The 16,895-nt window shown below is 37.1% G+C and carries 18 protein-coding genes; 14 read left to right on the top strand and 4 right to left on the bottom strand.

All coding sequences use genetic code 11. The features are described from left to right. Nucleotides 1-15 precede the first annotated feature (15 nt). Nucleotides 16-1,062 (bottom strand): hypothetical protein, encoded by a 1,047-nt coding sequence (locus N0B48_RS03690; protein WP_259836845.1) that lies wholly within the window; start codon nt 1,060-1,062, stop codon nt 16-18. A gap of 356 nt (nt 1,063-1,418) precedes the next feature. Between N0B48_RS03690 and N0B48_RS03685 the strand changes: the two genes are divergently transcribed. The 10 genes from N0B48_RS03685 to N0B48_RS03640 all read left to right on the top strand — a co-directional run bounded on the left by N0B48_RS03685 (nt 1,419) and on the right by N0B48_RS03640 (nt 10,566). After that, on the top strand, nt 1,419-1,865 hold the full coding sequence (locus tag N0B48_RS03685; RefSeq protein ID WP_034730993.1) for a type VI secretion system contractile sheath small subunit: 447 nt from the start codon (nt 1,419-1,421) through the stop codon (nt 1,863-1,865). Between the two features lie 21 nt (nt 1,866-1,886). After that, a complete protein-coding gene (locus N0B48_RS03680) occupies nt 1,887-3,248 on the top strand; it encodes a DUF5458 family protein (protein WP_259836843.1) in 1,362 nt (453 codons plus the stop codon). Between the two features lie 29 nt (nt 3,249-3,277). After that, the gene (locus tag N0B48_RS03675; protein ID WP_259836841.1) at nt 3,278-3,787 is read left to right on the top strand and encodes a hypothetical protein; all 510 of its coding nucleotides are present in this window, start codon (nt 3,278-3,280) and stop codon (nt 3,785-3,787) included. A gap of 212 nt (nt 3,788-3,999) precedes the next feature. Next, a complete protein-coding gene (mutY, locus tag N0B48_RS03670; RefSeq protein WP_259836839.1) occupies nt 4,000-5,034 on the top strand; it encodes an A/G-specific adenine glycosylase in 1,035 nt (344 codons plus the stop codon). Nucleotides 5,035-5,078: 44 nt separating this feature from the next. After that, entirely contained in the window at nt 5,079-5,636 is a 558-nt protein-coding gene (gldD, locus tag N0B48_RS03665) for a gliding motility lipoprotein GldD (protein WP_259836837.1), read from the top strand. Between the two features lie 27 nt (nt 5,637-5,663). Then, the gene (locus tag N0B48_RS03660) at nt 5,664-6,587 is read left to right on the top strand and encodes a PfkB family carbohydrate kinase (RefSeq protein ID WP_259836835.1); all 924 of its coding nucleotides are present in this window, start codon (nt 5,664-5,666) and stop codon (nt 6,585-6,587) included. An 87-nt stretch (nt 6,588-6,674) separates the two neighbouring features. Continuing rightward, nucleotides 6,675-8,039 carry a peptidylprolyl isomerase gene (locus tag N0B48_RS03655; protein WP_259836833.1) on the top strand — a complete coding sequence of 455 codons (1,365 nt, stop codon included), beginning with the start codon at nt 6,675-6,677 and terminating at the stop codon, nt 8,037-8,039. Between the two features lie 81 nt (nt 8,040-8,120). Continuing rightward, nucleotides 8,121-8,624, top strand: a complete 504-nt coding sequence (locus tag N0B48_RS03650) for a hypothetical protein (RefSeq protein WP_259836832.1) — start codon at nt 8,121-8,123, stop codon at nt 8,622-8,624. Between the two features lie 211 nt (nt 8,625-8,835). Then, nucleotides 8,836-9,780: an NAD(P)H-dependent flavin oxidoreductase gene (locus N0B48_RS03645; RefSeq protein WP_259836831.1), complete on the top strand. Its 945-nt coding sequence runs from the start codon at nt 8,836-8,838 to the stop codon at nt 9,778-9,780. A 15-nt stretch (nt 9,781-9,795) separates the two neighbouring features. After that, on the top strand, nt 9,796-10,566 hold the full coding sequence (locus tag N0B48_RS03640) for an alpha/beta fold hydrolase (protein ID WP_259836829.1): 771 nt from the start codon (nt 9,796-9,798) through the stop codon (nt 10,564-10,566). A 977-nt stretch (nt 10,567-11,543) separates the two neighbouring features. On the opposite strand, the gene N0B48_RS03635 is transcribed toward N0B48_RS03640, so the two are convergent. From N0B48_RS03635 to N0B48_RS03625, 3 genes are all read right to left on the bottom strand, one after another. Next, nucleotides 11,544-12,161 (bottom strand): HD domain-containing protein, encoded by a 618-nt coding sequence (locus N0B48_RS03635; protein ID WP_259836826.1) that lies wholly within the window; start codon nt 12,159-12,161, stop codon nt 11,544-11,546. 27 nt (nt 12,162-12,188) lie between these two features. After that, entirely contained in the window at nt 12,189-12,488 is a 300-nt protein-coding gene (locus N0B48_RS03630; RefSeq protein WP_034730870.1) for a rhodanese-like domain-containing protein, read from the bottom strand. A gap of 72 nt (nt 12,489-12,560) precedes the next feature. Then, nucleotides 12,561-13,772 carry a porin family protein gene (locus N0B48_RS03625; protein ID WP_259836824.1) on the bottom strand — a complete coding sequence of 404 codons (1,212 nt, stop codon included), beginning with the start codon at nt 13,770-13,772 and terminating at the stop codon, nt 12,561-12,563. Nucleotides 13,773-13,876: 104 nt separating this feature from the next. Between N0B48_RS03625 and queG the strand changes: the two genes are divergently transcribed. The 4 genes from queG (at nt 13,877) to N0B48_RS03605 (ending at nt 16,864) form a co-directional block, all read left to right on the top strand. Beyond that, nucleotides 13,877-14,821, top strand: coding sequence for a tRNA epoxyqueuosine(34) reductase QueG (queG, locus tag N0B48_RS03620; protein WP_259837549.1), 945 nt, complete (start codon nt 13,877-13,879; stop codon nt 14,819-14,821). A gap of 352 nt (nt 14,822-15,173) precedes the next feature. Then, complete coding sequence (locus tag N0B48_RS03615; protein ID WP_259836822.1) at nt 15,174-15,857, top strand: TIGR02117 family protein; 684 nt, start codon at nt 15,174-15,176, stop codon at nt 15,855-15,857. Nucleotides 15,858-15,863: 6 nt separating this feature from the next. Continuing rightward, nucleotides 15,864-16,511, top strand: a complete 648-nt coding sequence (locus tag N0B48_RS03610) for a murein L,D-transpeptidase catalytic domain-containing protein (RefSeq protein ID WP_259836820.1) — start codon at nt 15,864-15,866, stop codon at nt 16,509-16,511. A 2-nt stretch (nt 16,512-16,513) separates the two neighbouring features. Continuing rightward, on the top strand, nt 16,514-16,864 hold the full coding sequence (locus N0B48_RS03605) for a hypothetical protein (RefSeq protein WP_259836819.1): 351 nt from the start codon (nt 16,514-16,516) through the stop codon (nt 16,862-16,864). Nucleotides 16,865-16,895: the final 31 nt, after the last annotated feature.

The raw sequence follows: 16,895 nt of genomic DNA, 5'->3' as shown, positions 1-16,895 counted from the left end.
AGACGGATTCTCTTTTTAATACGCTTTCTTATAATTCCGGAGAACAAACTTTATTCCGGTTTCTATAATGTCGCCCATGGTTTTACAATATTTGAAATTGACATCGTAAGTAAGTTTTCGCAAAGCTGTTTTTAGCTCTGTAACATTGGCTTCCGGCGCAATATTGTCTTTTTTCATAATAGAAATAAGTTCATCGAATCTGTTTTGGCTGCTGGTCACTCTTTTTACAATTTGTGAACGTACTTCTTTACGATACTGTTCTATAGAGTTGGGCTTCAGTTTTTCCAGGACCATATTCACCATTATGCTGTTTTCTTTGAAATACTGGGGAAGGTACACTTTCAGATTCCCTTCATAGCATTGCTGATCAAAATCGATGGGGCGGATTCTGTAGATAACCTGATCGAAATCGTGTATAGGAATAATAACATAATTGTAGGAGCGCATGTCACCCAGTAGCCCAATGAGGCAACGTTCATTGAATTTTACAAACTCCTTGGAAATTTGTGCCTTTTCTGGTTCTGTACAATTGTGTAAATGTTTCTGAATAAAAACATCTCCGGGAATTCCCAGGATATGCTCTTCTATCAGGGTATTTTTGTAAATCAGAAAATTGATCCGGTTGGGAGAAAGGAGATCTTCTATTTCCAGTCCGTAGATACGCGAAGCATCAGCCTGTTTAATATAAAAATTGGTATAATTGTCGTTCAGAATATTTCTCACCCGAATTCGGAAAGGTTTAGAATTTCCGAAGGTACAAAAGTCGATCGTATCCACTTTCAGATAAGGCAGAGTAGCCTCATCTCCGTCGGAATGAAGAAGGGTGTAAATCTTATTTAAATTAGCCTCTATTTCTTTAAACTCATGTTCAGGATACAAAACGCCGAGCCACAAAGTATCCTTGCCTTCCTTGTCCAGAATATTAACACTGTCACTGAATCTTAGGAGGTCTTCATACAGAAACTGAATTTGGGTCGTTCTGTTATGTTTTCCCAGATACTGCTCTAATGCTTCCGAAACAGGAAATATGGGTTTTCTAAATGCAATCTTTACATCTTTCATGACTCTGTTTACTTTATTTAAATATAAAGAATATTTTTTCCTTACACCGGAGGAATTCCTATTTTAACACGTGTTTGATGTTTTTTGTAAATGCAAAATGTGTCAGGATTTTATTTTATCTTTCTATGGTTTATTTTTATTTATTTTTTCATAGTTTAGTGATATCGTAAAGTGATGATTTTACGATATATATATTATGGGTTAAATTAAATATTTCAAGAAAAATCTTGACAAAATTTTGTATGTTACAGTTTTTTTTTAAATTTAAACATTGGATTGGTAATTTATTTGATTCATCGGTAAATTACTCAAAGACAGATCCAAACCAAAATCAGAAATCTCAAAATAATAATAATATGGCAATGTTTAATTATGGTGTTGGCGGCAACGAGGTAAAAGTAGACGCTAATGAAGCTATTCAGGAAATACAGGAAAATAAATCACTGATAGTAAGCCAGCTTACGACAGACGAATCTTATACCCCTGAAATCGTAACAGGACTAAAGACAGTGGACGACGTCTTCAGGCATTTTCAACCTTCCGTAGCGGTACAGCACGAAACAGAAGAGGGAAGTGTTGTAGAAGAGGAATTCCGTTTTCAGAATCTTGCAGACTTCACACCCAAAAATCTTACTCAGAAATCCGACTATTTACAACAGCTTAGCATGGAACAGGAGCAGTACAATAAAATCGTACGCCAGCTGAAAACAAATAAAATTCTGCGTAATATGCTTGAGAATGAGCAGACCAGAGCTGCATTCATCGAAGTATTGAAAGATGTGGCACAAGAACTTGAAAAATAATTATTTACACTAAATCAAATCATGGATAGCAAATTACAGGCACAAGAAAGCCAACAGCAGGGTCAGCAGCAACAGTCAGGGCAGCCGAAAGGCAACCCGCTTGCAGAGCTTAATAAAATAGGAGGGTTTGGCTTTGTTGAATCCGTTGTAGACGGTATCGCCAATATGAACCCTACAAGAAAAGCCAGGAAAGAAATTTTCCTGACGGACAGCAATAAAACCGATGAAAGAAAAGAACTAGCTCAAAAATTAAACCTTTGGGTAAGTCTTTTGGAAGGAAACGAATCTGCAGATAAAATGGCAGATACCTGCAAATCCAAAGCGCAGTCAGCGGATCAAAACCTAAAAACAAACTTAAAAAATACACTAGACGCAGTACGTATGTTGGAAACCAACTACAGAACTGTAGCCCAATTCTACAAAAACACAGAACTGGACAAAGTGGACAACGTAAGCATCGTGAACGCAAGCCTTGAACAGGTTTCAGATCTCGATAATCCTTTATTTATCGATGCTATTTCCAACGAATTCAAAAATTATTACGACCGTTTGGATCTTAGAGATAACTACTCTATCCTGGCAATACCTGGATATTTAGGTTCTAACAAAGTCATTGAAAAATGGGCTAAGATCTGTAACGAGAACAAAGTAATGATGGTGACCGACTTCGCCAATCTGGATAAGCCGGATGACGTAGTAGACTTATTCCACTCTGCAAACCTTACGGGTGGCGAGCTTCACAGAAGTAACGTTATTATGACGTGTAACTGGCTTGTAGGTAGAGGAAGAGCTGAAGAAGTAGGAGAAGAAGACAACGTAGAGCTTCCACCTTCCACTTCATTGGCAGGAAAAATCCATAAAACACTGATGTCTCAGGTGGCAGCAGGTAAAAAACACGGTAACATCAACGAAGTAGACGCTGTAAAATTCGAATTGAAGAAAAGTGAAATTTCTCAGTTGGAAAAAATGGGTCTGGTTCCAATGGTGAACGAATATGGAAAGATCATGGCATTCTCTGCTAAAACATTATTTACAGGAGATAACATTGGTCTTCAGACGTATTCTGTAGTTCGTGTATTCGACTATGTAACTAAAGTTTTACTGGACTTCCTGAACAGAAGAGCGTTCGAAAACTGGAATGCTAAGAATGAGGACGATTTGAGAAGACAGATCGTAACATTCCTTGACAATATCAAAGGTCCGGACAAGTTGATTGAAAAGTTCAAAATTGTTCGTTTCGAGCAGGACAGAGTCAATAAAGACAGAGTATGGCTGGATATCCGTATGACCCCTTATTTCCCTACAAAAAGTTTCGTTATTAAACTAGACGGACACAAAGGAGATGATGGCAACGAATGGGATGCACAATATACTCAGGAATAATAAGAACCCAATTTAAAATAATAAAACCGATGCATGAGTACATCGGTTTTTTACTGCCAATTCATATGAAAATTAATGTGATCAAAAAAAGTTTAAGCTTCTTCCTACCTGTACTCCTGCTGATTGTATTGTCTGGATGTGAAAAAAAATACCAGCAGCCGGATCATTATGAGGTAGATCTTTTTAAAGATGAATACCAGCAGGGAAAAGCTTATATAATGGACCGTGAAGAATGCTTTGACGGCAGCGAACTCGTTATTGCAAGCTCAAATGTAAAACTTGCTGATAGCTCAAAAGGAAGAGGAAAAGCATTTTTTCTCTATAAAGTAAAATCCGGAAAAATAATGAAAACAGTTAGAGATTCGGTAATGGATTATCCTTTTATGTTCCTTTCCCATCAGAGACTCAAGCTTAAAAATGATTCGATATATCTCTATCTGAAAAAACTGGACGGCTACCGTTTTATCGCCGAAGAAAGAAACCTTAAATATGAGTGGCTGAAAGCTGCTCCGGTTTACACTGTTAAAAAGGATAATTAATTTTATCTTTGCAGACCGGGAATTTTGGTCAGTTATATTTTTGTTAATTAATAGAATTACAAAGATGCTTCGACTTCGCTCAGCATGATAATTTGCAGTCATTCTGATAGAAGACAGGGAGTATTAGAGCTGTCATGCTGAGCGGAGTCGAAGCATTAAATAAAGATGCTGACTGAAAATTCCTTCAAATCATATTAAACAGAAAAAGGTTTTTGGAAAGAGATAATAGAAGTTCAGATTTTCGCCATATTGGAAATAAATTACTGAGCTGGTACGGAAAAAATGCAAGGGATCTGCCTTTCAGACAGACAAAAGACCCTTATAAAATATGGATCTGCGAAATTGTCTTTCAACAGACCAGGATCAGTCAGGGACTGAATCACTATAATAATTTCATTAAAAGATTTCCGGATGTAAAAACGCTGGCTGATGCTGAGGAAAATGAAGTATTGCTTTACTGGAAGGGGCTTGGGTATTATTCCAGAGCCATCAATATCCATAAAGCGTCACAACAGATCATGAATGATTATCATGGCTCTTTCCCTGCGGAATATGATGAAATTCTGAAATTAAAAGGAGTAGGGAAGTACACCGCCGCTGCCGTATCAAGCATCTGCTTTGGTGGCAGAATGCCGGCTGTGGATGGTAATTTTTACAGAGTGTTAAGCCGTGTTTTTGCTGATGACTTTGATATTTCCAATTCCAGGGCTTTTTCCTATTTCTCGCAACTGGCGGAATTGGTGATGCCGGATCATGTAGGTGATTTTAACCAGGCAATGATGGATCTGGGTTCAGAGATCTGTAAACCTAAAAATCCACTCTGTGGCGAATGTCCGGTCAATGATGACTGTCTTGCATTTTCTCTTGAAAAAACATCAGATTATCCTGTAAAAACTAAGAAAGTAAAAACTGAAGATTTAGCTCTGAGCTACTATTTTGTACACAGAAACGGTCAGTTTTTAATCCAGCAGAGGAAAGATGATTTTATCTGGAAGAAATTATTTGAATTTCCGCCGGCGATTTCTCCAGACCTTGAGCCATTTATCAGGAACGTAAAAACAGTTACCCATAAGCTCACCCATAAGAATCTAACCATTGAAATTTCAAACGTTGAAGTAGATTCTGAGACAGTCTGGAACAGCTTTATCGCAGAAAATCAATACATCATTACAGACTTTGAAGCCTCTCATGATAAATCTTTTCCCAAGCCTTTGGAAAACTACATCCAAAACTCACTGAAAGACTGAAATTTGTCTCCCAAAATCTGAAATCTAATTTGTACTTTTGCAAAATGATTAAAAACGTCATTTTTATTTTTGTATCACTGCTTTTAATTTCGTGCGGAAAAGATCATGTTCCAAAACCTTATGGCGAGCTTCGTCTTGAGTATCCGGCTCCGAATTATCATAAGTTTGAAAATAACTGTGCTTACACTTTCGAATATTCAGATTTTGCATCGATTACCGATGGCAAAAAGCCTTGCTGGTATTACATCAACTACCCGAAAATGAAAGCCAAACTTTTTGTGACGTATTATCCGATACAGAATGATTTTGCAGACCATATCAAGGAAACCGAGAAAATGGTCTATGAGCATACCATCAAAGCGAGTTCTATAGATACCAAATCATTTGAATACCCTGATAAAAAGGTATATGGGAATTTCTATGAACTGAAAGGACAAACCGCGTCCAATCTTCAATTTTACATTACAGACAGTACGAAACACTTCGTAACTGCTTATTTATACTTTAATACAAGACCGAAACCGGACTCTTTGGGCCCTGCAGTAAACTATATCAAAAACGATATGAAACACCTGCTGGACACATTTGAATGGAAAAAATAATAGACTTTAAAATACATTGAAAAATATATGAAACTTTTAGTTGTAGGAAGCGTTGCATTTGATGCAATCGAAACACCATTTGGTAAAACTGACAAAATTTTAGGAGGTGCAGCCACTTATATCAGCATCACTTCTTCTATTTTAGGCGTTAAATCTGGTATTGTTTCTGTTGTTGGAGGAGATTTCCCACAGGAGCACCTTGATATGTTCACAGACAGAAATGTAAATATTGAAGGAATCGAGATCGTAAAAGAAGGAAAAACATTCTTCTGGTCCGGAAAATACCACAATGATTTGAATACCAGGGATACTTTGGTTACAGAAGTGAACGTTTTAGAGAACTTCGATCCTAAAATTCCTGATTCTATGCAGGATTCAGAGATCCTTTTACTAGGTAACCTACACCCTGGAGTTCAGTTATCTGTATTGGAAAAAATGAACAAGCGTCCTAAACTGGTGATCCTGGATACCATGAACTTCTGGATGGATTCAGCTTGGGATATCTTAATGGATATGATCGCTAAAACAGACGTTATTACGATCAATGATGAAGAGGCAAGACAGCTTTCAGGAGAGTATTCTCTGGTAAAAGCAGCTAAAAAGATCCATACAATGGGTCCTGACTATGTGATCATCAAGAAAGGGGAGCACGGCGCTTTACTTTTCCACGACAATAAAGTATTTGCTATTCCTGCACTTCCATTGGAAGACGTTTTCGATCCTACCGGAGCGGGAGATACTTTTGCAGGAGGTTTTGCAGCTTATCTTGCTAAAAAAGGAAAAGTAGATTTCGAAACCATGAAGTCTGCTTTAATCGTAGGTTCAGCGATGGCTTCATTCACTGTTGAGAAATTCGGAACAGAAAGAATTGAGGAAGTTACCGAATCTGATATGTTCGAAAGATTGAGACAATTTAAAGAATTAACGACATTCAATGTCGAACTGCAATAAATAAGTCTTTTTAAGAAATATTTATAATAAAATATTTAGACTAATTCGTTAAGAATTCTAAATTTGCAACTTGTTTAAAATAGTAAAATGACAAATAAACTAAAAATCACTTTTCTTCTTGGGATTTTCATGATGATATTCTCTTCAAACATGAATGCTCAGCTTAAACCGGGAGAATTAGTGGATGGTATTGCTGCTGTTATCGGTGATGAAATTGTTTTGGAATCGGATGTGAATGAGCAGATGAATTATGCCAAACAGCAGGGAGCCTCTGAAACTGACAAATGTGAGTTCCTTGAAAACCTGATCAGCAACAAGCTTCTTGTATACGAAGCCAAAAAAGATACATTGATTGAAAACCGTTCTGCTGCTATTAAAGAGCAGGCCAACGCAAAATACCGTCAGTTACTTTCTCAGTTCCCGGATGAAAAAACCATGCTTGTTGCATATAAATTCAGAAACGGATTTGAAATGAAAAATGCTATCGAAAAGATAGACATCGATCAATATTACGGACAGGCTAAGTATCAGCGTATTACTGAAAAAGCAGACGTAACGCCAAATGAAGTTACAGACTTCTATAACCTGTATAAAATGCAGCTTCCTGAAGTAAAAGATGAAATTTCTTTAGCGCAGATTATGATGTATCCTAAGCTTACAGAAGCTCACAAGGAAGATCTTATCAAAAGGTTAAAGAAAATCAAGCAGGATATTGCCGGTGGAGAAACGTTCGAAAGCCAGGCAAGAATCTATTCTGAAGATGAAGGATCTGCTGCCAACGGAGGATTGTACAAGAACATCTATAAAGGACAGATGGTGAAGCCATTTGAAGCGGCTGCCTTGAACCTTCAGGAAAATGAGATCTCAGATCCTATTGAATCTGAATTCGGGTACCATATTGTACAGCTGATCAAAAAATCAGGAAAAGTGTATGATGCAAGACACATTCTTTTAAAGGCTACACCTACAGATGATGAGATCAAAACGGCAAAAGCTAAACTGGACAGTATCAAAGGTCTTATCCTTGATGGTAAGATGACATTTAAAGATGCTGCTTATAGGTTTTCAGACGATAAGAAGACGAAGTTCAATGCAGGAATTATTGCAGGAGCAGACGGTTCTGATAAAATTGAAAGAGAAAGTATTCCGGGATCTATCAGCTATGAACTGGCTGGTCTGAACAAAGGAGATATGACAGCTGCTTTCGAGGATGAGGACAACAAAAGAAAAGTTGTAAAGATGATCAAACAGGAAGATGTGATTCCTGCTCACCAGATCACAATGGAAACGGATTATAACAGAATCAAGCAGATGGCGCTGAACAAAAAGCGTAATGAAATGATTGAAAAGTTTGTCAACGCTCAGCTACCGACAACCTTTATATCGATTGACGGACGCTATGATAACTGTAAATTCAAAGCCAACTGGAAAAAAGAATCAATCAAAAAATAAATACTAAACCTTCAGAATTTCTGGAGGTTTTTTTTTTGCTCTTCCTGAAAAAATTATATATTTAAATAAAACTTTGAGGACATGGATGAACATTTTTATATACAGAGATTTGAGGAGGCAGTCAATATGCTTTCCGGAAAAGAATTTGATGATGCAGGCCTTCAACTGTCTGTAGACCCCATTCTTGAATCCGTTGCATTAAAGATATACAAACCCCAATGGTCCAGTACTCCCGAATCTCCGATGGATGCTCCTGGCAGAATATTTTTTTCAGTTTGGGTCAATCAAAAATCGGTTAGTGAAGGAAAACTGTATTATAACATTCATGCACTGAAACTCAGAAACCTTAAAGGCTATAAAATACCGGCCAGAAGCTTTGCAGAAGACTTTAGAAATCGTTTTACGGAAGATCAGGATAATTGGGAAAATGTAAGCGTACAATACGGTCCTTTGACCCTCATGGAAGGCTGGATAGACCTTAGACCTGATCATATTCAGAACGACCTGTGCGCACTAGCTCGAAAATTTTTGAGCCTAAGCCCGGTGATCGATGAGGTACTGAGCACTTATCGATTGAAACCATAACTTGTTGCGAGATACGGGTTTTTCGAGGTGTGAAGTGAATTGATCATGAAATCTGTTTTTATTTTCAACATTCAAACCGCGCATCCCGCATCCCGAAACTCATAACTTCCATTGATTTTCCCCATTTTTTACTTACTGAAAACCGTTGTTTTTAGTATTTTTACGCATGAGCAATTTTATAGATTTCAATTCAGCAAAAAAACTTCAGGAAATGCAGACAAGTCAAAATAGAATTACAGAGCTTTTTAATATACAATATCCTATTATCCAGGCCGGTATGATCTGGCACTCAGGATGGAAACTGGCTTCGGCGGTTTCGAACTGTGGCGGATTGGGACTTATCGGGGCAGGAAGTATGTACCCGGATATCTTAAGAGAAAATATTCAGAAGTGTAAACTGGCTACAGATAAACCTTTCGGCGTGAATGTGCCGATGTTATATCCCAATCTTGAGGAAATCATTCAGATCATCCTTGAAGAAGGCGTAAAGATCGTTTTTACGTCTGCCGGAAATCCAAAAACCTATACAGAAACCCTTCAGAAAGAAGGAATAAAAGTAGCACACGTGGTATCTTCCACTAAATTTGCCGTAAAATGTGAAGAAGCGGGAGTAGATGCTGTTGTAGCAGAAGGCTTTGAAGCCGGCGGTCACAACGGAAGAGATGAAACCACCACATTCTGCCTTATTCCCAACGTGAAAAACCATATTTCCAAACCATTGATCGCCGCCGGAGGAATTGCTTTAGGCTCACAGATGAAAGCAGCTATGATCTTGGGAGCAGACGGTGTTCAGATCGGTTCACGCTTTGCAGCTACTTTGGAAGCCAGCGCTCATGAGAACTGGAAAAAGAAAATTACGGAACTTAATGAAGGTGATACGCATCTTACTTTAAAAGAACTTGCGCCTGTAAGGATGGTCAAAAACAAGTTCTTTGGCGAACTGGAAGACATCTATCAGTCAGGAAGAGATAAAGAGGCTTTAATAGCATCGCTAGGTCGCGCAAGAGCAAAACGCGGAATGTTCGAAGGTGATATGGAAGACGGAGAGCTTGAAATAGGGCAGGTTTCCGCTTTAATCAATGATATACTGCCGGTAGAAACTGTTTTCAGTAATTTGTTAAAAGAATTTGAAGCAGCGAAAGTGCCGGTGTTGTAATCGAGGAATGAATTAATGGAAGAGAGAATAATTGAAGTAAGAGGTCAGAAATTATATACCGCATGCAGCAAATCATTAGAGGGAAAACCCGTTATCGTTTTTCTGCATGATTCTCTAGGCTGTACCCAGCTTTGGAGAGATTTTCCTGTTAAACTATCTGAAGCAACAGATTGCAATATTTTGATGTATGACAGGTTAGGCTACGGGAAATCCGGGCCAATGATCACTCACGAAAGACCCGTCAACTATATGGAACTGGAAGCCGATCTGCTGAATGATTTGCTTGCTGAGCTTCATATTGACAATGCAGTTTTGTTCGGACACAGTGATGGCGGAACAATTGCCTTGATCACAGCTGCAAAATATCCGGAGAAGGTAAATTCGGTGATCTGTGAAGCAGGACATATTTTTGTAGAAGAAGTTACCCTAAAAGGAGTCTACGACGCCTGGGATGCCTATAAAACAACCAATCTTGCTGAACGCTTACAGAAATACCACGGTGATAAAGTAGAAATGCTTTTCAAAGCCTGGACAGAAACCTGGACGCGTGAAGACTACAGAAGCTGGACTATCGAATACCTTTTAAAGGACATCCAGTGTCCCTTATTGTTTATTCAGGGAGAAGCTGATGAATACGGGACTTTGGATCAGGTTGAAAAAACTGTTTCTCAGGTAAGCGGAACAGCAGAGAAATATATTATTCCCGGTGCAGGCCATACACCGCACAAGGAAGTTCCTGACCTGGTTCTCAAAAGAACGACAGACTTTATTCACCAATACAGTTAATTACACAGAATACAACTTATTTAAAGCATCTTGAGGAATCAGGGTGCTTTTTTTGTATTGTATTCGGGATGGATTTTATCCTTATGTGTACATGTCTTCAATCTGAATGTAGTGAGTAGTATCAAATATGCACACTATTAAAACAGTCAGATGCCTTTTTAAGGATTTGTAATCAGGATCTGGAAAATAACTGTCTTCATATTTGTACAGATTTTAGTGAAAATCAAAAAACAGATCATTCACATCTCCTATAAATTTTTAAGCTGTTCCTGTAAAATTTTTAAAATATTTTATCGCTTGTTGTGGCTTAGTAAATGTGCAGTTACACCTGAATTTACCGTATTCCCTATTTAAAAATCACACAAAATATACAATATAAATCATGCAGATCTGATACTTGGATTTGTATGTTTGGGAAGATAACAACACCGATGGTTCTAGCAGTCAGTGACATAAAAAAATATAGAGAAAGAGAATAGGTCTAAGGAAGCGCAATAATAATTCTACTGTATTTTAAAATTGGGATATGACATTTTCGGAAGGAAACTTCCCTGTAGAAATTATTTAAAGTGAAATAGTTGTGTTGGAAATGAATGTTATTCATGATGGGGATGCGGTTCTGCTGCATCTCCTTTTTGTTTGTATTACTATAGAAAGGCTTAGCTCTGATAATGCAGATCTAATTCATACTTTTTAAAACATTAAGATAAATGAAGGATGTAAGGTGAGTTAAGAAAAAATCAAATGATTTTTTAAGTTTTACATATTAAAGTGAAGCTAAAACTTAATATTCTTAAAAGCTTAACAGGATCTTAATGGTTTGAATATTTTCTCTCATAGATGATGTTGATAAAGCAGAGGAGCAAAAGTAAAAATCTGCATCATCTGTGTAAATCCGTGCAATCTGTGGTTAACTTCTACAATGTACTTTGCGGGTAAAATAAGCTTTATTTGATCTTCAAGTTTTATAGGTGTTCCTACAGAAGCTGAAGCTCCGCGGCTATATTTTGTTTAGCCTGCTGTTCGTACCGATCCCTGAAATCCGTAGTTTTAAAAATGCTTTCGAGTTCCAGAAAATGTCTGAGTACTTTTTTTCTTCCCGGTTTGTACAGCAGATCGGGATAAATGGCATACTCCTTTCTGATCTTCCGGGTATACTGGAGATATACTGCAAGATCTTTTCCAAGGATAGAAAGGTCAGCATCGAGAAGATAATTTGTATCGGAATCATCTGAATATTGATGTGATTTCGTAGCTAAGATCTGGGATGAAATTTTTGAAATCATCTCTGAATTTAAACCCAGCTTTTGAAGCCTTTCCACGGAGCGCAATGCACTTTTTTCTTCATTCGATTTTGAAGCGGCATCATAAATAATATCGTGATAAAATACGGAAAATGAAACCGAAACCGGATCCTGAAGTTGGCTTTGTAACGTTTCCAGCTCCAGAAACATATTTTCCAGATGTAAAAGATCATGATAATGTCGGCCTTTTTCAGAATATCTTTTTTCAATTTCCTGCCAAAAGGTGCTGATAAGATCCTGATCTTTTGAAAAGGTAAGACAGAGATCTGTAAATTTTTCTTTCAGATTCATAAGTAATGAAGATAAAAAAAAGGAACTTTAAAAAGTTCCTTGATTTGCTTCCAACGCAGCTTTCAGTTCAGCCCAGCCTCCGCCGTTATGACCGTCTTTCAAGCCTTGTCCGTTAAGATATTCCAATGCTTTTCCGCTTCTGTTTCCACTTCTGCAGAATAAAATCACTGGTTTTTCAATGGATAAGATTTCTTCTTTTCTGTCTTCTACTTCACCCAGAGGAATATTCTTGGCTCCGTCTATATTTCCGTCCATTTCAAGCTCCATTGGCTCACGAACGTCAATTAATTCATAATTTCCCGATTGTATTACTTCTATTAAAGACATAACTGTTTAATTTTTAGATTAAAAAATAAGAACGAAAATACGCAATTTTTTTCTGAAATAAATCCTAAAATTTTAGAAAAGAGTATACCCCAGAATCACAGATACTGTTTTGTAATTTGCATCAAGTAATAAATGATCTCTCAATAGATCTCTCGAAGTTCCTACCCTGAATTCTGCACTGTATTTATTTTTGTACTTATAGCCTGCTCCAAACGCAAAATTATTGGCAGATTTTATTTTCCAGACATTGTTCTCGTACGTTACCGAAGAATTGATGTTGAAGTTTAAAGAATAGGCGGCATTAATAAATATTTTAGACTCATCATTAAGGAAAAGATAGTGTCTTATACCGATCGGAAGGTCTATGGATTTATAATCAACGCTTGCTTTCATTTTGGTTTCATTGTAAGTTCCGGAATACAAGGTTGCCACAGTCTCATTTTTATAGTATTGATAAGTAGGCTCAGCAAAGATTGCCCATTTATTTTTATTGAAAGGTAATACATACTCTACTTCCGTACCTATTCTGAAAGTGCTTTTATTCCCAAATTTAGTATCGTCGAATCTCAGGTTAGACATAATTGAGGTTTCAAAAGAAGAAAAGCTGATTCCCGGTCTGATGCTTAGATGGAAAAGGTTTTTCTTCTTGCTGGACTGTGCATAATTTGAAACCTGTCCACCCGAACATTCATTGTAGGATAGGAATATTTTCGTAAGATCCTTTCTTACATATTCGGCATTCTGAAGCTGCTTGTTGTTAATATTGCATTTTAAGTTCTCCGAAATCTGTTTTTTATAATCTTCGTTATAATGGATTGTATTTCCGTTGACGTAATACGGTTTGTAAACCAGCTGCTGAGGCTCGGAACCGCTTACCGTATAAAAAAGTCTTTTGGTATTGCCATCCTCGTAATACAGTAAACCTGCTTTACCGTCTACCAGGTATTTTAAAAATAAAGTTTCCTCTTTAAATTCAGGATTTTTCTCAATGGACATTCTGTTCAGATCTGCAGAAGAATGATCAATCATTACTGTTTTTCGCACATATCGGTCACTTCCTTCAATGCCAAATTCCTTAATGTTTTTGATGCTTTCCTTCATAATTTGACCGGTATCATCTGATTTATATTGAAATTCTGTAGGATTGTATTTCCAGTCCGCATTTTTAATGAGTACTTCTTTTCTGTCGCCCGAATTGTTGATTATATATCCTTTTTCAAATTTAATCTGTGCAGAATAAAGGGTTACAGCGAGAAATCCTGTCAATAGACTTATTTTTTTCATAGTTAGTTATTAGTTGTAATAATAAGCCTGAAGGCCATTTATAAAATGAATTTTTTAAAACTCACAAATTTATAAATTAATCTTAATTTTGCAAGGTGAAAATCCTGAATTCCAGTGCCGAAAAAAATGCTCACTTAATTAAATCCAAAGCAGAACGTTTTGGGTTTCAGAGCTGCGGTATCTCGAAAGCTGATTTTTTAGAAGAAGATGCCCCGAATCTTGAAAAATGGCTTAAAAATAATTTCCATGGCGAAATGAAGTACATGGAAAACCATTTTGACAAAAGACTAGATCCAAGGCTACTTGTAGAAGGTTCGAAATCTGTTATTTCACTTTCCTATAATTATTTTCCAAAAGAAAAAATTTCCATCTTAGAGAATTATAAAATCTCGAAATACGCCTACGCAGAAGATTATCATGAAGTGGTAAAAGAAATCCTAAGGGAAATGGTGTCGGAACTTCAGGATGAGATAGGAGAGTTCGGATTCCGGGTTTTTGTGGATTCTGCACCTATTTTAGAGCGAAGCTGGGCTAAGAAGTCAGGAATTGGTTGGGTGGGAAAAAATGCTAATCTCATTACCAAGCAGAACGGTTCCTTTTACTTTTTAGCAGAAATCATCTGCGATCTGGAGCTTGTTGCCGATCATGCTACGACCGATCATTGCGGAACCTGCAGAAAATGCATTGATGCATGCCCTACAGACGCTATTGTTTCGGAGAAGATTGTTGATGGAAGCCGGTGCATCTCCTACGCAACCATAGAGCTTAAAAACGAGATTCCCGATCATTTCAAAGACAGAATGGAAGATTGGATGTTCGGCTGCGATATCTGCCAGGATGTTTGTCCATGGAACAGGTTTTCTGCGCCTAATCTTCAGAGCAGATTTGCCCCTAATGATTCATTGAAAAATTTCAAAAAAGAAGAATGGAAGGAAATTACTCAGGAAATATTCTCCGAAATTTTCAGGAAATCTCCCGTTAAGAGAACCAAATTTACTGGTTTGAAGCGTAATATAGAATTTTTGGAACGCTCTTCGGATAAGCTTTAGGGTAAATTTTTGGTGACGAATCCTTATCTGGAATTTTTCGGTTCCAAAACTTAGGAGGATAAATCGCCATCCCTTAAGCAGTGCGCCTTAAGGAGGATAAGATTTAATGCAGTAAGAATCTCTGGAAAACTTTTCCTAAAAAGAAAAATTGACCTTCAGGAGACCAATGTCCCACCGAAAATCAACGTTTTTTTTGTACTCTTTTTGGAGCTGTTTTCACTCTTACTTTAAATCTTTTCTGTGATTTTGTATTTTTACGCATATTTGTGAATATTTCGTAACTAAATTTAATCATTTTTTCGATTAAAACAAATACTTTTACGGAAAATTGAAGATTAAATTTTATTAAAACATGAGTGTTAAAATTGTATTATTATATGTCCTGAAAACCATAGGAGTTATTTTGGGAATTGTGGTCCTTTATGTTATTTTAGGACTTGTGCTGCCGCTTATAGAAGTGTCTGCAGATGATGACGGACAACCGAAAGATATTCCAATCTACATCTATACCAACGGAGTGCATACGGACATCGTAATGCCTGTAAAAAACGACCTGCAGGATTGGGGAGTAAAAGTTCCGTTTGCCAACACAAAATCAAAAAGTACAGATTATAATTACATAGGAATAGGCTGGGGCGATAAAGGTTTTTATCTGGATACACCCACCTGGGCTGATCTGAAATTCTCTACTGCTATTAAAGCGGCATTCTGGCTTAGCGATTCTGCCATGCACTGTTCCTATTACAAAACCATGAAAGAAGGGGAAGACTGCAAAATAATCATGATCAGCAGAGATCAGTATAAAAATCTGGTGAAGTTCGTAGAAGATAAATTTGACAGAGATCAGAACGGGAATTTTATAGTAATTCCTACCGATGCTGTTTATGATGGTAATGACGCATTTTATGATGCTAAAGGCACATACAGTTTCCTTTATACGTGTAATACCTGGGCAAACGATGCTCTGAAAGCTGCAGGTCAGAAAGCCGCTCTTTGGACCCCTTCCGATTTCGGGATCTTCAGACATTATAAATAATTTCTGATGAAAATTTTTGCTGTACTTCTAGCCATTCATCTTATAGGATCATGCAGCAATGAATCCAAAGAAAGTCGTCCTGTCGCAGCGAATCCTGTTGCTAAAACAGAAAAAAGGCCGGAAGCAGACCCATCTGAAATGAAAGCAAAGGCTGACGAAGCATTGAAATTCTGTGTTTCAAAAAAACTCAGCACAGATTTCTGCATTCTGATCGATATGAATCTTCATTCCGGAGTTAAAAGGTTTTTTGTCTGGGATTTTAAAACCGATTCAGTGGTTAAAAAATATCTTGTAGGCCACGGTTGTGGTTTAAATTCTTGGAGTTTAGATGGTTCAAAAGACAATCCGAAGTTCAGTAACGAAGACGGAAGTCATCTTTCAGCTTTGGGAAAATATAAGCTGCAGGAAAGAGGGCATAGCGATTGGGGAATTAATATTAAATATCTGATGCATGGTTTGGAAGAAACAAACAGCAATGCTTTGAAAAGGTATATTGTTTTCCATTCATGGGATCAGATGAGCGACGAGGAAGTCTTTCCAAAAGGTTCTCCGGAAGGATGGGGCTGTCCCACAGTTTCCAATAATGCGATGAAAGAAATTGATCCTATGATTCAGAAGACCGGGAAGCCGATTCTAATGTGGATATATAATTAAGAATGAAGAAAATTACAGTGGTAATAATGTTGTTATTGATCTGTATTGGGTGTGGGGCAAATTTGAAATTTGTCGTAAAACGTACAATTGTGGAGGTGTATGAGAATGATGAAGTGAAAATTTTAGTGGCAGATAATAAAGATATTATTGAAGCTTTCAAGGAGCAAAATAATGGTAAAAAATGTAAAGAAATAATGTTGGGGAAAACTAGCCGATTTAAAGTCATTCCAGTCAGCGATCTCGCTTTACACAGAAATAATTTTGAATATATCCTTAACGATTCTACGGTTTTGAAATACAATCGCTATTTTTCTATTGCAGATTTACAAAATTATTGTGTGAAAAATAAGTAAGTTGACATTCTTTAGTAAAGTTATTAATAGT

It is taken from the genome of Chryseobacterium herbae (assembly GCF_025154075.1).
Taxonomy (GTDB): Bacteria; Bacteroidota; Bacteroidia; order Flavobacteriales; family Weeksellaceae; genus Chryseobacterium; species Chryseobacterium herbae.
Note: the sequence above shows the minus strand (reverse complement) of the source record. Positions and strands in the feature narration are given on the sequence as shown.